The organism is Falsiroseomonas selenitidurans, assembly GCF_012103215.1.
Taxonomy (GTDB): domain Bacteria; phylum Pseudomonadota; class Alphaproteobacteria; order Acetobacterales; family Acetobacteraceae; genus Falsiroseomonas; species Falsiroseomonas selenitidurans.
Genome location: NZ_JAAVNE010000022.1, coordinates 56,404 through 74,194 on the forward strand (window position 1 = coordinate 56,404; position 17,791 = coordinate 74,194).

General features: G+C 73.3%; 17 protein-coding genes. 6 read left to right on the forward strand and 11 right to left on the reverse strand.

Translation table 11 applies throughout. From position 1 onward, the window contains the following. Positions 1-14: 14 nt before the first annotated feature. Together HEQ75_RS14635 and HEQ75_RS14640 are read left to right on the forward strand one after the other, a co-directional pair. On the forward strand, positions 15-905 hold the full coding sequence (locus HEQ75_RS14635; RefSeq protein WP_168031827.1) for an alpha/beta hydrolase: 891 nt from the start codon (positions 15-17) through the stop codon (positions 903-905). Further along, on the forward strand, positions 902-1,942 hold the full coding sequence (locus HEQ75_RS14640; protein ID WP_168031829.1) for an Ldh family oxidoreductase: 1,041 nt from the start codon (positions 902-904) through the stop codon (positions 1,940-1,942). The genes HEQ75_RS14635 and HEQ75_RS14640 overlap by 4 nt, the downstream gene beginning before the upstream one ends. Before the next feature lie 22 nt (positions 1,943-1,964). On the opposite strand, the gene HEQ75_RS14645 is transcribed toward HEQ75_RS14640, so the two are convergent. From HEQ75_RS14645 to HEQ75_RS14655, 3 genes are read right to left on the reverse strand one after another with little or no spacing between them, the layout of a single operon-like run. Further along, a complete protein-coding gene (locus tag HEQ75_RS14645; protein WP_168031831.1) occupies positions 1,965-2,930 on the reverse strand; it encodes a tripartite tricarboxylate transporter substrate binding protein in 966 nt (321 codons plus the stop codon). Positions 2,931-2,956: 26 nt separating this feature from the next. Further along, the gene (locus HEQ75_RS14650; protein WP_168031833.1) at positions 2,957-3,910 is read right to left on the reverse strand and encodes a VOC family protein; all 954 of its coding nucleotides are present in this window, start codon (positions 3,908-3,910) and stop codon (positions 2,957-2,959) included. A 33-nt stretch (positions 3,911-3,943) separates the two neighbouring features. Beyond that, complete coding sequence (locus HEQ75_RS14655) at positions 3,944-4,657, reverse strand: GntR family transcriptional regulator (protein ID WP_168031835.1); 714 nt, start codon at positions 4,655-4,657, stop codon at positions 3,944-3,946. 255 nt (positions 4,658-4,912) lie between these two features. Here HEQ75_RS14655 and HEQ75_RS14660 point away from each other — a divergent pair, with 255 nt between their 5' ends. Then, positions 4,913-5,422, forward strand: coding sequence for an MgtC/SapB family protein (locus tag HEQ75_RS14660; RefSeq protein WP_209318566.1), 510 nt, complete (start codon positions 4,913-4,915; stop codon positions 5,420-5,422). Here the strand turns inward: HEQ75_RS14660 and HEQ75_RS14665 are convergent. Further along, positions 5,412-6,248, reverse strand: coding sequence for a ChaN family lipoprotein (locus HEQ75_RS14665; RefSeq protein WP_168031837.1), 837 nt, complete (start codon positions 6,246-6,248; stop codon positions 5,412-5,414). The two genes, HEQ75_RS14660 and HEQ75_RS14665, sit on opposite strands and share 11 nt — an antisense overlap. A gap of 86 nt (positions 6,249-6,334) precedes the next feature. On the opposite strand from HEQ75_RS14665, the gene HEQ75_RS14670 reads away from it, so the two are divergent. After that, complete coding sequence (locus HEQ75_RS14670) at positions 6,335-6,661, forward strand: antibiotic biosynthesis monooxygenase family protein (protein ID WP_168031839.1); 327 nt, start codon at positions 6,335-6,337, stop codon at positions 6,659-6,661. On the opposite strand, the gene HEQ75_RS14675 is transcribed toward HEQ75_RS14670, so the two are convergent. The 4 genes from HEQ75_RS14675 to HEQ75_RS14690 are packed head-to-tail and all read right to left on the reverse strand — an operon-like array spanning position 6,639 to position 11,689. After that, positions 6,639-7,343 carry a phytanoyl-CoA dioxygenase family protein gene (locus HEQ75_RS14675; protein WP_168031841.1) on the reverse strand — a complete coding sequence of 235 codons (705 nt, stop codon included), beginning with the start codon at positions 7,341-7,343 and terminating at the stop codon, positions 6,639-6,641. The two genes, HEQ75_RS14670 and HEQ75_RS14675, sit on opposite strands and share 23 nt — an antisense overlap. A 2-nt stretch (positions 7,344-7,345) precedes the next feature. After that, positions 7,346-8,077, reverse strand: coding sequence for a hypothetical protein (locus HEQ75_RS14680; RefSeq protein WP_168031843.1), 732 nt, complete (start codon positions 8,075-8,077; stop codon positions 7,346-7,348). Beyond that, complete coding sequence (locus tag HEQ75_RS14685; RefSeq protein ID WP_209318567.1) at positions 8,074-10,605, reverse strand: ATP-binding cassette domain-containing protein; 2,532 nt, start codon at positions 10,603-10,605, stop codon at positions 8,074-8,076. The genes HEQ75_RS14680 and HEQ75_RS14685 overlap by 4 nt, the downstream gene beginning before the upstream one ends. Next, positions 10,598-11,689, reverse strand: a complete 1,092-nt coding sequence (locus HEQ75_RS14690) for an ABC transporter permease subunit (protein ID WP_168031856.1) — start codon at positions 11,687-11,689, stop codon at positions 10,598-10,600. Before HEQ75_RS14690 ends, HEQ75_RS14685 begins: the two co-directional genes overlap by 8 nt. Before the next feature lie 111 nt (positions 11,690-11,800). Here HEQ75_RS14690 and HEQ75_RS14695 point away from each other — a divergent pair, with 111 nt between their 5' ends. Continuing rightward, a complete protein-coding gene (locus tag HEQ75_RS14695; protein ID WP_168031858.1) occupies positions 11,801-13,564 on the forward strand; it encodes an extracellular solute-binding protein in 1,764 nt (587 codons plus the stop codon). Positions 13,565-13,571: 7 nt separating this feature from the next. Here the strand turns inward: HEQ75_RS14695 and HEQ75_RS14700 are convergent, their stop codons facing one another. Beyond that, a complete protein-coding gene (locus tag HEQ75_RS14700) occupies positions 13,572-15,878 on the reverse strand; it encodes a TonB-dependent hemoglobin/transferrin/lactoferrin family receptor (protein ID WP_168031860.1) in 2,307 nt (768 codons plus the stop codon). A gap of 210 nt (positions 15,879-16,088) precedes the next feature. Between HEQ75_RS14700 and HEQ75_RS14705 the strand changes: the two genes are divergently transcribed. Beyond that, the gene (locus HEQ75_RS14705; RefSeq protein ID WP_168031862.1) at positions 16,089-16,580 is read left to right on the forward strand and encodes a hypothetical protein; all 492 of its coding nucleotides are present in this window, start codon (positions 16,089-16,091) and stop codon (positions 16,578-16,580) included. On the opposite strand, the gene HEQ75_RS27885 is transcribed toward HEQ75_RS14705, so the two are convergent. Together HEQ75_RS27885 and HEQ75_RS27890 are read right to left on the reverse strand one after the other, a co-directional pair. Further along, positions 16,581-17,270 (reverse strand): haloacid dehalogenase type II, encoded by a 690-nt coding sequence (locus tag HEQ75_RS27885; RefSeq protein ID WP_328734005.1) that lies wholly within the window; start codon positions 17,268-17,270, stop codon positions 16,581-16,583. Next, entirely contained in the window at positions 17,267-17,785 is a 519-nt protein-coding gene (locus HEQ75_RS27890; protein ID WP_209318568.1) for a peroxiredoxin family protein, read from the reverse strand. The genes HEQ75_RS27885 and HEQ75_RS27890 overlap by 4 nt, the downstream gene beginning before the upstream one ends. Positions 17,786-17,791: the final 6 nt, after the last annotated feature.

The window sequence follows — 17,791 nt, forward strand, 5'->3', positions numbered from 1 at the left end:
TGGGAGGCCCGCCGATGGACATGCCGATCACCTTCCCCTCGGACGGCCTTGCGCTGGCCGGCGACCTGCACATCCCGGCAGGCCACCGCCCGGGGCAGAAACTGCCGGCCTTCATCGTGCTGCACGGCTTCATCGGCTCCAAGGACAAGAGCCATGCGGAGATCATGGCGCGCCTGCTGGAAGGCTTCGGCTATGCCGTGCTGCGCTTCGACTTCCGCGGCTGCGGCAAGAGCGAAGGCCGGCGCGGCTACGTGCTGTGCCACGACCAGGTGGCGGATGCGAAGAACGCGCTGAACTGGCTGAGCGCGCGGGAGGAGATCGACCCGCAGCGCATCGCCGTGATCGGCCACAGCTTCGGCGCCGCCGTCGCCTGCTATGCCGGCGCCGTGGACCAGCGCTTCGCCGCCGTCATCTCCTCCTGCGGCTGGGGGCATGGGGAGCGCAAGTTCCAGGGCCAGCACGCCACGCCCGAAGCCTGGGCGAAGTTCACCGGCATGCTGGCGGCGAACCGCGCGCACAAGGAAAGCACCGGCCAGGCGATGACGGTGCCGCGTTTCGACGTGGTGCCGATGCAGGAGCACCTGCGCAAGAACCTCTCGCCCAACGCGCTGATGGAGGTCTCCGCCGACACCGCGCAATCCATGTTCGACTTCAGGGCGGAGGAGGTGGTGCACTGGATCAGCCCGCGCCCGGTGCTGTTCCTGCACGGCGCGGACGACACGGTGACCCCCACCGAGCAATCCATCCGGCTGTGGGAGAAGGCGGGCCAGCCGAAGGACCTCGTGCTGATCACCGGCACCGACCATTTCCCGCTCGCCGCCGGCAACCAGCGCACCGCCGGCCTGCTGAAGGGCTGGCTCGACGTGCATTTCCCCGCCCCGTTCCCGGCATCGGTCCCGGCATGAGCGCGAGGCCGCGCCTCGCGGCGCCGGCGCTGCAGGCGCTGGCCGCCGGCATCCTGGAAGCCGCCGGCTGCACGCCCGCGGATGCGGCGCTGTGGGCGGAGACGCTGGTCTGGGCCAATCTCCGCGGCGTGGACAGCCACGGCGTCATGCGCATCCCGCGCTACCTGGAGCAGATCGCCGCCGGCGACATCCGCCCGCGGCCGGCGATGACGCTGCTGCGCGCGGCCGGCGCGATCGCGCTGCTGGATGCGGATTCGGCGCCGGGGCCCGTGGCGATGCACCGCGCGATGGACGAAGCCATCGCCGCGGCGCGGCGCGTGCATGTCGGCTGGTGCGTGGCGCGCGGCATCACCCATGCCGGCGCCGTGGGCCATTTCGCGCTTCGCGCGGCGGAGGCCGGCATGGCAGGGCTGGTGATGACCGCCTCCATCCCGCTGATGGCCTGGCCGGGCAGCCGCAAGGCCGTGGTCTCCACCAATCCCATCGCCATCGCGATTCCCGCCGCCGGCCGCCCGCCGCTGCTGATCGACCTGGCGACGGCGACGGCGGCGCTGGGCAAGGTGATGGGTGCGAAGCAGACCGGCACGCCGATCCCGGCCGATTGGGGCATCGATGCCGCGGGCGCGCCGACCACAGATGCCGCCGCCGTCGCCACGCTGCAGCCCATGGCGGGCTACAAGGGCGCCGGGCTGTCGCTGATGATCGAGTGCCTGGCCAGCCTGGCCGCCGGCAACCCGGTGATCGCCCCGGCGCTGCGCGGCGAACGCGGCTACGGCATGAACGGCATCGCCATCGCGCTGGACCTCGCCGCCTTCGGCGACGCGGCGGCGTTCACCGCGGATGTGGACGACCTGGCGGCCACCGTGGCGGCCCAGCCGCGCGCCGCGGGCGTCGATGCGCTCAGCCTGCCCGGCGAACGCGGCGATGCGGAGCGCGCGCGGCGCCTGGCGGAAGGCATCCCGCTGCCGCCGGCGGTGTGGAAGCAGTTGGGCGAGGCCGCCGCGCGCCACGGCGTGGCCATGCCGGCGCCGCTGTAGCAGCGCCGGCGCGGGGTCTCCCTCAGCCCTGCATGCGGATGCCCTGGCGCTCGATCACCTGGCGCCAGCGGGCGATCTCGCTGGCGACGAAGGGGCGCATGTCGCCGGGGCGGCCGGCATCCACCTCGCCATCCACCAGCTCCGCCAGGCGCTGCCGCAGGGCGGGGTCGGCAAGCGTCTGGGCGATGGTGCCGTGCAGGCGCAGCGCCACCGGCTCCGGCAGCCCGCGCGGCGCGGCGATGCCGGCCCAGGTCGGCGCCTCGAAGCCCGGCAGCGCGGCCTCCGCCACCGTCGGCACCTCCGGCAGCAGGCGCGACCGCCGCGTCGCCGTCACCGCCAGGCAGCGCACCGTGCCGGCGCGGACATGCGGCATCACGCCGACGCTGGTGGTCACCATGGCGCCGATGTCGCCGGCCAGCAGCGCCGTGGTGCCGGCGGCATCGCCGCGATAGGGCACGTGCTGCATCTGCACGCCGGCCACCGCGTTCAGCATCTCCCCCACCAGATGATGCGTGGAGCCGACGCCGGCGGAGCCGAAGGTGACGGCGTTCGGGTTGCGCGCGCGCTCCAGCAGCCCCTTCAGGTCCTGCGCCGGGCTGTCGGCGCGCACCGCGACGACGAAGGCGTAGCGCACGACCAGGGAGAGGAAGTCGAAATCGTTCAGCGGGTCGAAGGTCAGCCCCTGGGCGAAGGCGGCGCTGACGGCGTGGCCGCCGGTCAGCAGCGCCAGCGTGTGGCCATCCGCCGGCGCGCGGGCCAGCTGGCCGGAGGCGATGTTGCCGCCGGCGCCGGGGCGCGGTTCCACCACCACGGGCTGGCCCAGCGCCTCGCCGATCGGGGTGGCCAGCAGGCGGGCCAGGATGTCGGCGGTGCCGCCGGGGCCGAAGCCATGCAGCAGGCGCACGGGGCGGTCCGGCCAGGCGGCGGCGGCAGGACGGATGAGGGCAGGCGCGGCCAGCAGGCCGAGCGCGGCGCGGCGGGTGATCATGTTCTTGGTTTCCTCCCGGGTGGTGGTCAGACGCTGGCGGCTTCGCGGAACTCCTGGGGCGCCTGCGGGCCCCATTGGCTGCGCAGCCCTTCGCTTTTCGGCACCTTCCGCGGCGCCATGGCGGCGTTCAGCACGTCGGTGTCCGTCCAATGCTCATGCACCCGGCCCCAGGGGTCCTTCCAGTAGTCGAAGATCTGGCTGCCCAGCAGGTGCCGGCCGATGCCCCACAGATGCTGCCGGCCCTGCGCCTTCAGCCAGTCATGCCCGGCATGCAGGTCGTCGATGTCCTGCACCTCGAAGGACACGTGGTTGAGGCCGGCGCGGTGGTGGCGGCCGAACATCATGATGTGGTGGTCGACGAATTCCTCGCCGCGATCGGCGCGGTTGAAGCTGGCCAGCAGCAGGTCCGGGTCGTCCTCCGCATGCACGTGCTCGGACACCACGAAGCCGAGATGAAGCTGCGCCCAGGCGACGGAGCCCTCGATGTCCGGCGTGCTGAGCACGGCATGGCCGATGCGCTTCACCTGGCAAGGCCGTGGCGTGATGCGCTGGAACTCGCCCAGGCGTTCGCGCGCCGCGCCGGTGTTCATCACGCTGTGGCGTTCCGGCAGCTTCGCCACGGTGGGCGTGCCGTGCACCACCTCGATGGTGAAGCCGTTGTGTTCCTTCAGCCGCACGCGCTTGCCGCCACCCGGCTGGTTCAGCGGCTCCACGCCCGAGGCGCCGGCAGCCTCGCGTGCCAGGCGGTGCAGGTCGGCCTCGCTCTCCGCCAGGAAACCGATGGCCAGCACGCGGTCCGGGCCGCGTTCGGTGATGTGGATGTGCTGCGCTTCCCCGGTGCCGCGCATGTACAGCGCGTCATCGGTCCGCACCTGCCGCAGCAGGCCGAAATCGGTCAGGAAGCCCTCCGCCTGGTCGAGGTCCGGCGCGCCCAGGCGGATCCAGGCCAGGTCGTGGATCTTGATGATGGGCTCTGGCATGTTGTCGTTTCCTCCCCGCCGTCTGCCGCCGTGCTAGCCCGGCGGCGGCGGCATGAATTGCGGTGCGTGGCGCAGCACCGTTTCCGTGGTTTCGCGCAGATGCGCGGCCAGCAGCTCGCCGGCCAGCTCCGCCTTGCGGGCCAGCGCCGCGGCCTGGATCGCCTCATGCTCCGCGCGCTTCGAAGGGCCCAGCGGGCGGTGGCGCTGCGACACCAGGCGGTAGCGTTCCATGTGGTCGAAGGTCTGCGCCCGCAGCCGCAGCAGCCAGCGGGACGGGCAGGCGGCGACCAAGGCGCGGTGGAAGTCCCGGTGCGCGGCCAGCCATTCGCTGCTGCGCTGCTTGCGTTCCTCGCGCGTCAGGCGCTCGATCCGCGCCAGGCGGTGGAAGGCCAGCACCAGGCCGGATTCCCAGGCCTCCCCGCCATGGCGCACGGATTGCACGATGGCGCGCTGCTCGAACTCGACATGCAGGTCGGAGACGTCGCGCAGATCCTCGGCGGAGATGGCGGCGACGCGGAAGCCGCGATTGGCGTCCAGCTCCACCAGCCCTTCCGGCAGCAGGTGCGACAGGGCTTCGCGCAGCGTGCCGATGCCGGCGCCGTACAGGCGCTGCAACTCGGCGAAGCGCAGCCGCGCGCCGGGCGCGAAATGGCCGTCCAGGATGTCGCCCTTGAGGCGGGAGAGCACATCCTGGCTGACCAGTACCGCATCGTTCTCGGCGGGCCGGGGAAGGGGGCGTGGGGGCACGGCACATCCTCTCGATGCGCCGATGCTAGGGGTGGATGTTCGATCAAGCAAGCATGTTCGAAAATCCAGCCGCTACGCCAAGCCCCCTGCCGCCAGCCAGCACGTGCCGCCGCCCCGACCCCGCGCGAGGCCGGTGTGCTGAGCTGGGAGGCGGGCGCGAAGCCGGGCAGCCCGGGGCAACGCCTCCGCCCGCGTCGCGCCAGAGCGGGACGTGCAACGGGATGCAACCGAAGCGATGCCGGCGGGTTCCTGCAGATGGAAGGATGCAGTGTGGAGACGGCGACGATGACAGGCTGGCTGGCGGATCTGGCCGCGGGCTATGGGCCGCACCTGCGAGACCTCGGCATCGCCTATGTGCTGGCCTTCATCATCGGCTGGAACCGGGAACGGGAATCCAACAGCGCCGGGCTGCGCACCTTCCCGCTGGTGGCGGTGGCCAGTTGCGGCTTCGTGCAGGCGGCGGAACCCACCATGGGCGGCAGCCCGGAGGCGATGGCGCGGATCATGGAAGGCGTGATCACGGGCATCGGCTTCATCGGCGCCGGCGCCATCCTGAAGGGCGGGGCGGAGGTGCGCGGCACGGCGACGGCCGCCAGCATCTGGGCCACGGGCACCATCGGCGCGGCCGTGGCGCTGGGCAGCTACCATGTCGCCGTCGCGGTCTGTGCGGCCGCGGCCATCACGCTGTACCTGCTGACGCCGCTGAAGCCGGAACGCGGCGCCGAGCCCGGCGAGGGCGAAGACCCGCCGCCCTCTAGCGCGTGACCATGCGCACCGCCGGTGGCTCCGGCCGGTCCAGCCGGAACAGCGCCGCGCCGATGCCCCGGATCGCCGACGGGTCGTGTTGCGCCGCCTCGGTCGGCAGCAGCACGGCAGTGTCGGTGATGCCCAGGTCGCGCAGCTGGTGCGGCGTGCCGTGGCCGAATTCCAGGTGGCCGCGGCCGATGATGCCCACCACCAGCGGGCTGCGCCGACCGGCCTGCTCCGCCGCCGCGATGGCGCCTGCGATGCGGCAGGCGAAGGCGCGGTCCCACACCTGCTGGGCGCGCAGGAAGCGGTCCGTCACCTCCGTCTCCGGGCGGTTGGTCAGGCGGCCGAGATGGGCGCGGTGGCCGGGGGTGGCGGCGGCGGCGGGCGTCAGCCCTTCGCGCTCCGCCGCCGGCACGGCCGCCCAGCCATCGCGGCCGATGCGGGTCACCAGCGGGCGGTCGCAATTCAACGCCAGCATGGGTACCGCCTGCTGCCGGCAGAAGTGGAACAGCGGCAGGTAGATCTCCGGCGGGAAGCCCCAGACCGCCGGCCAGTCGACCTGCTCCAGGAAAGCTGCGGTGGACAGGCTGCCGGCGACCCATGCATCCAGCACCGGCTGCACCCGACGCGGGAACATCTCGAACCCCATCTGCAGGTCCGGGCGCAGCAGGTGCAGGCAGGTGGCCACCTGCAACTGCCAGCGGTGGATCTCCGCGCTGTCATGCGTCTCGCCCAGCAGCACGGCCTGGCGGCCGGCCATGTCGCGCAGCAGCGCCGCCGCCTCGCGTTGCGCGCCGGTGGCGGGGTCCAGCCAGGTGGCGCGGGGGTGCGGGAAGGTCATGCGGCGTCTCCGGGGTCCAACACGGTCATCTTGTAGCTGCGAACGATTCGCAATATGCGGAGCGGCCAGCGCAAGGAGCCTGAGGCATGTTCGTCGCCGCCAACCGATTCCGCGTCATTCCCAGCGAGGCCGAGGCCTTCGAGCAGCGCTGGCTGACCCGTGACAGCCGCCTGCACGAAGTGCCGGGCTTCGTCACCTTCCACCTGCTGAAGGGCCCGCAGGCGGAGGACCACATCCTGTATTCCTCCTTCACGGTCTGGGCGACGCGGGAGGCTTTCGAGGCCTGGACGAAGTCCATGCAGTTCCGCGCCGCGCATGGCGGTGCCGGGCAGAGCAAGCCGCAGACGCTGGGCCCGCCGCAATTCGAGGGGTTCGACGTGCTGCAGACCATCACGGCGCCGGCGGAGGCCTGAAGCGGCGACCGGTCCAGGCTTCCCGTTCCGGACCCAGGGGCGGGTCGTCCGGCCGGCCCCATTGCGCCACCAGCAGCCGGCGTGGTCGGCTGCCGCGGTTGGGCGCGCCGCCATGCAGCAGCCGCGGATGCAGCAGCAGCATGGCCCCCGCCGGGCAGCGCGGCACGATGGAGGCGCGCCCGGCGCCGCGCTGCGAGCCGGGCCGCAGCGCGGTGCCGCCATTGCCGGGCCCCATCGCCTCCAGGCACAGCAGCGCCCGCAGGAAGCGGCCGCGCCGCGTGGTGATGTAGCGGTTGGGAAAATCCCGGTGCCAGGCGATGCCGCTGCCGAAGCCTGGCGCCTTCTGGGTGACATTGGCGAAGTGGAACACCGGCCGCTTGGTGCCGAGCGCCGGCGCGATGGCCGCCAGCGGCGCGGCTGCGGCCTGCAGGAACAGCGGCGAGAGCCGCTCCGGCTCCCCCAGGATGAAGACCGCGTCGCGGCCGGGCGGTAGGGGCGCGCCGCGCCGCGCCGCCGGCAGGTCCGATTCCATCACCCAGCGCCGCCGCTCCGCCGCGCCCGGCGCGCGCCGGGCGACGCGGCCGAGCAGCGCCAGCAGCGCATCCGCCCGGCGGCGCGGCAGGCCGCGCAGCAGCACGAAGCCGTCCCGCCACCACCGGTGCAGCCAGGCGGGGCCGCGCAAGGTCAGGCCAGCCCGGCCAGCGCCGCCGCCGCCGCCGCGTCCAGCGGGCGCAGCACCAGGCCGGTTGGCTCGCCCGCCGCGTCCAGCGCCACGAAACCCTCCGGCGTGGCGCGCAGCGCGGGCACGCTGCCGTCGCGCAGGTGCAGGTGGAAATCGGGGCGGATGATGTTGGCGAAGCCCATGGCGGGCTTCACCGCCTCGATCCGGCCGCGCCAGCCCTGCTGCGCCACGCCGGTGCCGAGGCGGATCTCCACCTCCCCGCCGCTGTCGCACAGCGCCGCCAGGGCGGCGCCGCCGGCATCCTGCGGCACCGGCGCCGCATTGGGTTCGGTGGGCGCGGCGGGGCGGGGCGGGGCGTCCTGCGGCGTGCCGGCCCAGTCGCGCAGCTCGGCGTCGAACGGTTCCGCGCCTTCCATCCCGGTGACGGAGAGCAGCACGCTGCCATCCTCGGCCTGGAACTCGATGCGCGGATAGACCTTGCCGCGCATCACGCTGCTGCGGTCCGCCACCAGCCGCGCCACCGGCGCGAGGTCGAGCCGTGCATCCTGCGCCGCGCCGCCGATGTGGAGGTAGCCGTCCTCCGCCCGCGCGTGCTCCACCACGCCGATGCGTTCATGCGTGGCGCCGGCCCGATTCAGGCCGAGCATGACGCGGCCGAGCGCCGGCAGCAGGGCGGCGGCCTGGGCGGCGCTCGCGGTCAGCAGGAAGCGGGCGGGCAGGTCTGTCTCGGTCATGTCACGGTCTCCGGGATGGGGGGATGCAGCAGGCGGTGGCCAATGATGCGGCCGGCCGACAGGCGCAGCTCGGCATCGGCCAGCGCGGTGACCAGGCGGCGGTCATGCGTCACCAGCAGGCAGGCGAAGCCGCGCGCCGCCTGCAGCCGGGCCAGCAGCGCCACCACCTCGGCCTCCACGCTGCGGTCGAGCGCGGAGGTCGGCTCGTCCAGCAGCAGGATGTCCGGCCCGGCGATCAGCGCCCGGGCGATGGCGACGCGTTGCCGCTGGCCGCCGGACAGCGCCGCGGGGTGGCGCGCGGCCAGCGCGGGGTCCAGCCCCACCTCTGCCAGGGCGGCGGCGATGCGCTGGGTGCGGGCGGCGGCGGTCAGATGCGGCAGGTGCAGGCGCAGCGGTTCCGCCAGCAGCGCGCCGACGCGCAGGCGGGGGGAGAGGCTGGTGGCCGGGTTCTGGAACACCACCTGCATCCGCCGCCGCCAGGCGCGGCCGGGCGGCAGGGGGCGGCCGTCCAGCCGCACCGTGCCCTCCACCGGCAGCAGCCGCAGCAGCGCCAGCGCCAGCGTCGTCTTGCCGCAGCCGGAGGGGCCGGTGACGGCCAGCGTCCGGCCACGATGCAGCACCAGGTCGATGCCGGCGATCGCCGGACGGGTGGCGCCGGGGTAGCGCACGGTCAGCCCCTGGGCGCGCAGCAGCGGCGCACCGGCGGCGCCCGGCGGGCCGGGCGGGCGGGGCGGGGCGGATGGCGGGTCCAGCAGCCGGCGCAGGGCGGGCGCGGTGGTCTGGCCCAGCGCCGCCGCCGGCACCTCCGCCACGATGCGGCCTTCCTGCATCACCAGGATGCGCCCGGCGACGGCGCGTGCCGCATCCACGTCATGCGTGATCAGCAGCAGCGCCATGCCCAGCCGCCGCCGCAGATCGTCCAGCAGCGCCAGCAGCGTGCCGCGCAGATCCGCATCGAGGGAGGCGGTGGGCTCATCCGCGATCAGCAGGTCCGGCGCGCGGGCGATGGCCATGGCGATGACCGCGCGCTGCAACTGCCCGCCGGAGAACTGGTGCGGCAGGGCGCGCGGCCGCGCCAGCGGGTCCGGCAGGCCGACCATGTCGAGCAGCGCGGCGGCGTGGGCCCGGGCAGCGGCGCGGCCGAGCCCGGCGGTGGCGGCGGCTTGCACCACCTGGCGCAGCACCGGCTGCAGGGGGTTCAGCGCGGCGCCGGGTTCCTGGAACACCAGGCCGATGCGATCGCGCAGCAGGGCGCGGCGCCGCGGCTCGGGCGCGCCCAGCATCTCCGCCCCGGCGAGGCGGATGGCGCCGGCGATGCGGCTGGCCTGGGGCGGCGGCAGGCCGCAGACGGCCAGCGCGGTGACCGACTTGCCGGAGCCGGAATCGCCCAGCAGCGCCACCGCCTCGCCCCGGCGGATGACGAGGTCCACGCCGCGCAGCGCCCGGTGGGCGCCGAAATCCAGCTCCAGCCCGCGCACCTCCAGCACCGCGCCGGGGGTGGGGTCGGGCAGGGGGTGGGGGTCCAGCACGCGGCGCGGCGGGGCCAGGCGCGGGTCCATCGCATCGCGCAGCCGCTGGCCCAGCAGGGTGAGCACCAGCAGCAGCCCGCCCAGCGCGGCCAACGCGGCGCCGGCCAGCCAGGGCGCGTGCAGGTTGTTGCGCGCCTGCGCCAGCGCCTCCCCCAGTGAGGGTGTGCCGGGCATCAGGCCGAGGCCGAGCAGGTCCAGCCCGGCCAGGGTGGTGATGGCGCCGGCGGCCAGGAAAGGCGCCATGGACAAGGTGGGCGCCAGGGCGTTGGGCAGGATGTGGACCGCCATGATGCGCCAGGCGGGCGCGCCCATGGCGGTGGCGGCACGGACGAAATCCTGGCCGCGCAGGCGCAGGAACTCGGCGCGGGTGACGCCGGCGATGCCCATCCAGAAGAACAGCCCCATCAGCGCCGCCAGCACCCAGATGTTGGGCGCGATGGCGCTGGCCAGGATCAGCAGCAGGAAGAACAGCGGCACGCCGGACCAGATCTCCGTCAGGCGCTGCACCACCAGGTCCACCAGCCCGCCCCGCCACCCCTGCCAGGCGCCCAGCAGCAGGCCGAGCAGCACCGCGCCGGCGGAGACCAGCGCGCCGAAGCCGAGCGACAGGCGCAGCCCCCAGACCAGCCGCGCCAGCACGTCCCGCCCCTGGTCGTCCGTGCCCAGCCAGTGCCGCGCATAGGGTGGCGCCGGGGCGGGGCGCGGCATGCCGGGGGCGATGCTGTCCGGCGCATGCGGGATGGGCGGCCAGAGCTGCCAGGCGCCCTGGCGGTCCAGCAGCGCCTGCACCGCCGGGTCCTGGAAATCCGCCGGGATCGGCAGCGTGCCGCCCAGCTGCCGCTCCGTCGGGCGGGACAGGGCGGGGGAGGAGAGCGCACCGTCGCGCCACAGCAGCACCGGCCGGTCATTGGCGATGAATTCGGCCGGCGCCACCAGCGCCACCAGCAGGGCCAGCGCGATGGCCGGCCGGCTGCGCCAGACCCGCACCGGCTCAGCCACGGCGCGCCTCGAAGCCGATGCGCGGATCGACGGCGACATACAGCAGGTCCGACGCCAGGTGCAGCAGCAGGCCGAGCAGCGTGGCCAGCCACAGCGTGCCGAAGATCACGGGAAAGTCGCGCGACAGCGCCGCATCGATGCCGAGCAGGCCGAGGCCCTGCAGGCCGAACAGCGCCTCGATCAGCACGCCGCCGCCGAGCAGCATGCCCAGCAGCGCGCCCGGCAGGCCGGCGATGACGATCAGCATGGCGTTGCGGAAGACATGGCCGAACAGCACGCGGCGCGGCGCCAGCCCCTTGGCGCGGGCCAGCAGCACATAGGTCTTGCCGATCTCCTCCAGGAACAGGTTGCGCGTCAGCAGCGCGAGGGAGGAGAAGCCGGCGATCACCATGGCGGCGACCGGCAGGCAGAGATGCCACAGCCAGTCGGCGATCCGTGCCGGCCATGCCATGTCCTGCCAACCCTCGGAGACCAGGCCGCCGGGCGGGAAGACCTGCCAGAAGCGGCCACCGGCGAACAGCACCAGCAGCACCACCGCAATCACCATGGCGGGGATGGCATGGGCGATGACGGTGACGAGGGTGGCCGCGCGGTCGAAACGCCCGCCGCGGCGCAACGCCAGCGCGATGCCCAGCGGCACGGCGAGCAGATAGGTCAGCAGCGTGGACCAGAGGCCGAGCGAAAGCGACACCGGCAGCCTTTCCCACAGCAGCGCCGCCACCGGCCGGTCCAGGAACAGGGAGGTGCCGAGGTCGAAGCGCAGCAGCCGGCCGAGCATCAGCAGGAAGCGTTCATGCGCTGGCCGGTCGAAGCCGAACTGCCGCTCGATCTCCGCCACCAGCCGCGGGTCCATGCCCTCGCTGCCGCGGTAGCGCAGGGCCGATTCGGCGCTTGGCCCTTCCAGCGCGGCGGCGCCCTGGCTGCGTTCCGCCGCGTCCTGCACCTCGCCCTGCAGGGTGGCGAGGAGGTGCTCCACGGGCCCGCCGGGGGCCATCTGCGCCACGGCGAAGTTCAGCGCGACGATCGCCAGCAGGGTGGGGGGCACCAGCAGCAGGCGGTGCAGGACGTAGCGGGCAAGGGACATCTGGACGGGGCGCTCCGGTGGCGCCTTTATATGCGAATGACTCGCAATTGCATATACGGCCTTCCCGGCCTTCTCCTCCCCCTGGTGCTGGCCGCCCCGGCCGGTGGACAGATGGCGCCCGCGGACGCCACCGCGCCGCCGGCGCGTTCGGATGCGATCGCCGCGCATGGCGAACCGGCGCTGCCGCCCGGATTCACCCACTTCCCGCATGTCCGGCCGGACGCGCCGAAGGGCTGCACGCTGCGCATGGTGCAATCGGGCACCTTCGACACGCTGAACCCCTTCACCCTGCGCGGCCGCTTCGTGATGGGGGTGTGGGAATGGGTCTATGCCACGCTGCTGGCGTCCTCGCCCGATGAAGCCAGCGTCGCCTACGCGCATCTGGCCGAGCGGGTGGAGATCGACGAGCCGGCGCGCCGCGTGCGCTTCACCCTGCGCGCCGAAGCCCGCTTCCAGGATGGCCGCCCGGTGACGGCGGAGGATGTGGCCTTCACCGTGGCAACGCTGGCGCGCCACGGCAGACCGCACCACCGCCGGATGCTGGAAGCGGCGGACCCGGTGGTGGAAGGCCCTCGCCGCGTCAGCCTGGCCCTGCCGCCGGGCGATGCGCGGCGCGGTGCGCTCGACCTCGGCGGGCTGCACGTGCTGCCGCGCCATGTGTGGCAGGGCCGGGACTTCGACACGCTGACCATGGAGATCCCGGTGGGCTCCGGCCCCTATCGCGTCGATGCGGTGGAGCCGGGCCGGTCGGTGGCCTTCCAGCGCGATCCCGGCTGGTGGGGACGCGACCTGCCGACGGCGCGCGGCCGGCACAATTTCGATCGCATCGAGCAGCGCTGGTACCGCGACCGCATCGCCGCCTTCGAGGCGCTGATGGCCGGGCGCGCGGACTGGATGGTGGAACGCGACGCGCGCCGCTGGTCCACCGCCTACGACCTGCCACCGGTGCGGGACGGCCGGGTGCAGCGCATCGAACAGCCGCACTGGTTCATCACCGGCATGAACGGCTTCGCCTTCAACCTGCGCCAGCCGCGCTTCGCCGATCCGCGCGTGCGCCAGGCGCTGGCGCTGCTGCTGGATTTCGAATGGGCCAATGCGGCGCTGTTCCACGGCGCCTTCCGCCGCACCGCGAGCTTCTTCCAGAACGCGGACCTGGCCGCCACCCTGCCGCCCGATGCCGCGGAACGCGCGCTGATGGCCGAATTCCCCGGCCTGTTCCCGGCCGAAGCCTTCGCGCGCGCCTGGCAGCCGCCGGCCAGCGACGGCAGCGGCCGCGACCGGGCCAGGCTGGAGCAGGCGCTGGCGCTGCTGGAGGCGGCCGGCTGGGCACCGCGGGAGGCCGATGGCGTGCTGGTGCGGCACACGGATGGAAGGCCCTTCACCCTCTCGGTCCTGGCGCAGAGCAATGCGCAACAGGCGCTGCTCGGAGTCTGGTTCCGCGCCCTGCGGCGCATCGGCATCGCGCCGCGCTTCGAGGTGGTGGATGCGGCGACCTTCTCGGCCCGCACCCGTGCGCGCGACTTCGATCTGGTGGTGCGCTTCACCATCCCGCCGGAATGGCCGGGGGCGGAGCAGCGCACCTTATGGTCCAGCGCGGCCGACCGGCCGGGCGGCGGCAACCTCTCGGGCCTGCGCGATGCGCGGGTGGATGCGCTGCTGGACCGGCTGGTCGCGGCGCCGGATCGCGCGGCGCTGCAGACCACGGCGCGGGTGCTTGACCGGGCGCTGCAATGGCAGTGGCTGGTGGTGCCGGCGCAGTATGATCCGGTGCGCCGGCTGGCCGTGGCGGACCGCTTCGCCTGGCCCGAACGCCGTCCCCGCTTCGGCTACGGGGACGACGCGGTGTGGTGCCGGGCGGCTCAATCCACCCGGTGAGCCGGGTCTACCAGGTGAACCTCGCGCCCAGGCGGAAGGTGCGGCCGGGCGCCACCTGCAGTTCGATCGGGTTCGCCGCCTTGGTGGCACTGCTGGTGTAGGCGGCTTCGGTGTAGCTGGTGCCGCCGGGCGCCAGCGGCATGTAGCGCGCATCCGTCAGGTTGAAGACGCCGCCGTTCAGCTCCAGGTTCGGCAACGGCCGCCAGGAGGCGAGCATGTCGAAGACCTGGTAGGATTTCGGCTGGTACAGGGTGGCGCTGCTGGCCTCCGTCACCTCCGCCGCATAGGTGCCGTTCAGCGTCACGCTGGTGCGCAGCGCCGGGTTGTCCCAGGTCACGCCCAGGACCGCGGTCAGCGGCCGGGCGCCGTCGAAGGCGGTGCGTGCCGCACCCGGGCTCGCCACCTGCGTGCCCTCCTGCCAGGACGCGCTGCCGTTCAGCGTCCATTCGCGGGCGAAGCGCCAGGCGCCGGCGAATTCCACGCCCTGCACCGTCACCTCGCTGAGGTTCTGGTAGGTGTAGTCGACCGTGCCGGGAATCTGCACCAGGCTCTGGATGAAGTCGGTATAGTCCGCGCGGAACACGCCGAGGCTGGCATAGGCGTTGGGCAGCTGCAGGCGGATGCCGCCTTCCATGCTGCGCACCTCCTCCGGCCGCAGGCTGGGGTTGGGCACCAGGTTGAAGGTGGTGCCGGGCAGCGAGGTATAGAGCTGCTCCGCCGTCGGCTGCTTGAAGCCCTCGCCGTAATTCGCATAGAGCGAGAAGATCTCGTCCAGGCGCCAGATCGCGCCGAGGCCGAGCGCGAGGTTGCCGTCCTCCTGCGTCCGCGGCTCGGCGCCGGGCGAGGCCTTGTAGTCGGCATCCGGGCGCGGGCTGATGCGCGTGGTGGCATAGCGCAGCCCGGGCACCACGGTCAGCCGGCCGCCGAACAGCGTGATCTCGTCCTGCACGAAGCCATCCAGCCGGCGTGTGTCGGCATTGGCGAAGTTGAAGCCGCTGGCACGCGTCACCGTGCGGGCGCCGGTGTTCAGGTTGGTGGTGATGTCCTGGCGCTCGTAATCCGTTTCCGTCGTGCTGCCGGCGAGGCCGTAGGTGAAGACGTGGCGCGCCCCGAGCAGGTTGAGGCTGGAGCTGAGCTGCAATTCACCCTGCAGCACGTTCTCCGAATAGGTCAGGCTGTCCTGGGTGACGGTGCGCTGGCCGTTGGCGATCTGCCGCAGCCGCGCGCCGGTGCGCTCGATCTCCTGCGGCTGGTAGCCGATCATCGCCCGCACGCCGTCCAGCCAGCCATACTCCGGCCGCCATTCCACATTGGTGGAGAACAGGCCGCGGCTGATTGCCTGGCGCCGCTGGTAGTCGAGGTTGGTGATGCCGCTGGTGGCGGAGGTGGGGCCGAGGTCGTAGCGCTGGTCCACATCGGTCGCGCGCTGCAGCACGTCCGCGGTGAACCGGATGCGCAGGTTGCCCAGCGGGTCCCAGACCAGGCGGGCGAAGTAGTTGTCGGCCGCGATGTCGGTGGGGTTGAAGCGGTTGCAGGGCGTGGCGCCGGAGGACAGGTTGCGCGTGCAGTCCCAGATGCCGTCGGGGGAGCGGGAATTGTTGCGCGAGGGCTCACTGGCATCGCGCCGCTGGTAGGAGAACATGGCCGAGAATTCCTCGGCCCGCGCCGCGACGGTCAGGCGGCTTTGCAGGCTGTTGTCGAGCGAGGAGAAGCTGGTGCTGGCCTCGCCGCCCCAGACATTGCCGGCGCGGATGTAGTCCGCCGGGTTGCGGTTGAGGTAGTTCACCACGCCGCCCAGCGCATCGGCGCCGTAGAGCACGGAGCCGGGTCCGCGCACCACCTCCACCCGGCTGAGGTTCCAGGGGTCGACCACGTCGCGCGTGTTGTCGGTGATGCGTTCGATGGTGCGGAAGCCGTCCACCAGCGTCAGCACGCGGTTGCCGCCGACGCCGCGGACGGTGATGCCGCCAAGGCTGCCGAAGGGATCCGTGCCGGTGGTCTGCCGGTTGACCGTGACGCCGGGGGTGTAGCGGAACACATCTTCCGCATTGCGCGCCATCTGCCGGTCCAGCTCGGCGCCGGAGATGACGTCGACGGTGGCGTGCGTGTCCATCAGCCGGCGCTCGTTGCGCAGGCCGGTGGTGTTGACCGGCGGCAGCAGGGTCAGGGCGGGCAGGCGGATTTCGCCCTCGGCGGCGGGCGGGGCTTCTGGTTGGGCCTGGGCCAGGGCCGGCGCGGTGGGCGCGGCCAGGCAGGCGGCCAGCAGCCATCGCAGCCTGGCAGGACCAGGCCGCCGGTGGTCGGCGGGTGACATGGCAGGAACTCCCCCAAGGGTGGTAACGATGTGTTATGCAAATGCGAATCATTCGCAGAGTCAACACAAAGGGGATGCTGGCGGTCCTGATTTCCCGCGGGGCAGGGTTGCGGTGGGGTGCGGGGGCTTTAATTGAGAATGACTCGCAATTGATCGGCGCCGGCGCCATGCTGGCTCGCCCGTCGCGACCCGCCACGCAAAGGACCCGGCATGCACCACCAACCCTGCGACCCCTTCCACCAGCCGGCGGAGGGCGAGGTTCCGATGCAGTCCCTGGCGCGCGCGGAACGCCTGGTGGTGGTGGCGATGCGCGCCTGGGCGGCACCCCACCGCGCCCCCGGCCAGCCGCATCCGGATTGGCGCGGTGTGCTGGCGGCGGCCGGCCTCGCACCGGTGGGGCTGATCGGCTTCGACCTGCTGATGTCGGTGCTGGCGCGCGGCGCCCGGCGCAACCTCGATGTGCGCTGCTGCCACTGCCCGGGCGTCGGCGCCGACGAGGCCGCGCTGGTCGACCTGCTTGCCGCCCTGCAGCGCAACGACGAACTCGGCGCGCTGGGCGTGCTGGGGGATTGGCTGCCGGGCGAGGCGATCGGCCCGGCGTTGCGCGGCGCCCGGCGCTTCGCCGGCCAGCTCCTGGCCATCGGCCTGGCGCCGCTGGCCTTGCGCGCGCCGTGCCTCTCGGCGCCGCGCTGGCTGCACTGATCAGCCGCGGGCGAGCAGCCCCGGCAATTCGGACAGGGTGCGGATCTCGGCGCTCGGCGTGCCGGGCAGGCGTTCCGCCGGCTGGCCGGTGCGGTTGCACCAGATGGCGCGGAAGCCGAAGGCCGCCGCCGCATGCGCGTCCCAGGCATTGGCGGAGACGAAGGCGATCGCCCCCGGCGCCACGCCCAGCCGGTCCGGCGCCAGCTGGTAGACGCGCGGATCTGGCTTGAAGCTGGCCACCGCATCGACCGAGAGCACGGCGTCGAAGGCCGCCTCCAGCCCCGCGCCGCGCACCGCGGCTGCCAGCATGTCCGGCGAGCCGTTGGACAGGATGGCGGTGGCGTAGCCGGCCTGGCGCAGATCACGCAGCAGGGCCGGCACCTCCGGATAGGCGCCGAGGCTGAAATACAGATCCATCAGCCGCGCCCGCAGCGCCGCATCCTGCGCCAGGCCCAGCACCGCCAGCGCATGGTCCAGCGCCTCCCCGGTCACCTGCCAGAAGGGCACGTAGCGGCCCTGCAGGGCGCGCAACCAGGAATACTGCAACTGCCGGTCGCGCCACAGCGCCGTCAGCGGCGCCGCCTTGTCGCCGAGCGACGCGGCGCAGCCGGCGGCGGCGCTGCCGAAATCGAACAGCGTGCCATAGGCGTCGAAGACGCAGGCACGGATGCCGGCGAGGGCGACGCTCACAGCGTGCCGCGGATCGGGTAGCCGACTGCCTGGATGCGCTGCACGCCGCGCGCCACCGCGTCCAGCTCCGGCCGCGCCCAGGGGGCGTTGGAGATATCCACCACCTGCAGCGCACCATCCGGGTTGATCAGGAACAGCCCCGGCTCGCTGAACGGCCGGTCCGTCTCCTGCGCCGAGCGCGGGGTGGAGACATAGAGGCCCAATGCCCGCATCTGCGCCACGGACAGATCGTGGCCCAGCGGGAAGGTCCAGCCGAATTCCGCCTGGTCGGCCGCGGCCTTTTCCGCCGGGTCGGCGGAAATCGCCATCACCTGCACCCCGGCGGCGGCGAAGGTGGCCTGTAGCGCCTCCAGCTTCGAGAGGTAGGGCTTGCACAGCGGGCAGTGCCGGCCGCGATAGACCACCAGCAGCCGCCAGCCGGCCAGCGCGGCGGGCGCCACCTCCCCGCCGCCGAGGCGGGGGGTGCGGATGTCGGGGAAGGCGGCGCCGGCGGCGAGTTTGGCGGCGTGGTGCATGCGGTT

Bases quoted from the DNA above. Each gene is read 5' to 3' on its own strand.
- HEQ75_RS14640 (WP_168031829.1), top strand. From the start codon at position 902: ATGAGCGCGAGGCCGCGCCTCGCGGCGCCGGCGCTGCAGGCGCTGGCC.
- HEQ75_RS14700 (WP_168031860.1), bottom strand. From the start codon at position 15,878: ATGTCACCCGCCGACCACCGGCGGCCTGGTCCTGCCAGGCTGCGATGG.
- HEQ75_RS14665 (WP_168031837.1), bottom strand. From the start codon at position 6,248: ATGACCTTCCCGCACCCCCGCGCCACCTGGCTGGACCCCGCCACCGGC.
- HEQ75_RS14645 (WP_168031831.1), bottom strand. From the start codon at position 2,930: ATGATCACCCGCCGCGCCGCGCTCGGCCTGCTGGCCGCGCCTGCCCTC.
- HEQ75_RS14670 (WP_168031839.1), top strand. From the start codon at position 6,335: ATGTTCGTCGCCGCCAACCGATTCCGCGTCATTCCCAGCGAGGCCGAG.
- HEQ75_RS27890 (WP_209318568.1), bottom strand. From the start codon at position 17,785: ATGCACCACGCCGCCAAACTCGCCGCCGGCGCCGCCTTCCCCGACATC.
- HEQ75_RS14690 (WP_168031856.1), bottom strand. From the start codon at position 11,689: ATGTCCCTTGCCCGCTACGTCCTGCACCGCCTGCTGCTGGTGCCCCCC.
- HEQ75_RS14660 (WP_209318566.1), top strand. From the start codon at position 4,913: ATGGAAGGATGCAGTGTGGAGACGGCGACGATGACAGGCTGGCTGGCG.
- HEQ75_RS14650 (WP_168031833.1), bottom strand. From the start codon at position 3,910: ATGCCAGAGCCCATCATCAAGATCCACGACCTGGCCTGGATCCGCCTG.
- HEQ75_RS14680 (WP_168031843.1), bottom strand. From the start codon at position 8,077: ATGACCGAGACAGACCTGCCCGCCCGCTTCCTGCTGACCGCGAGCGCC.
- HEQ75_RS14635 (WP_168031827.1), top strand. From the start codon at position 15: ATGGACATGCCGATCACCTTCCCCTCGGACGGCCTTGCGCTGGCCGGC.
- HEQ75_RS14695 (WP_168031858.1), top strand. From the start codon at position 11,801: ATGGCGCCCGCGGACGCCACCGCGCCGCCGGCGCGTTCGGATGCGATC.
- HEQ75_RS14705 (WP_168031862.1), top strand. From the start codon at position 16,089: ATGCACCACCAACCCTGCGACCCCTTCCACCAGCCGGCGGAGGGCGAG.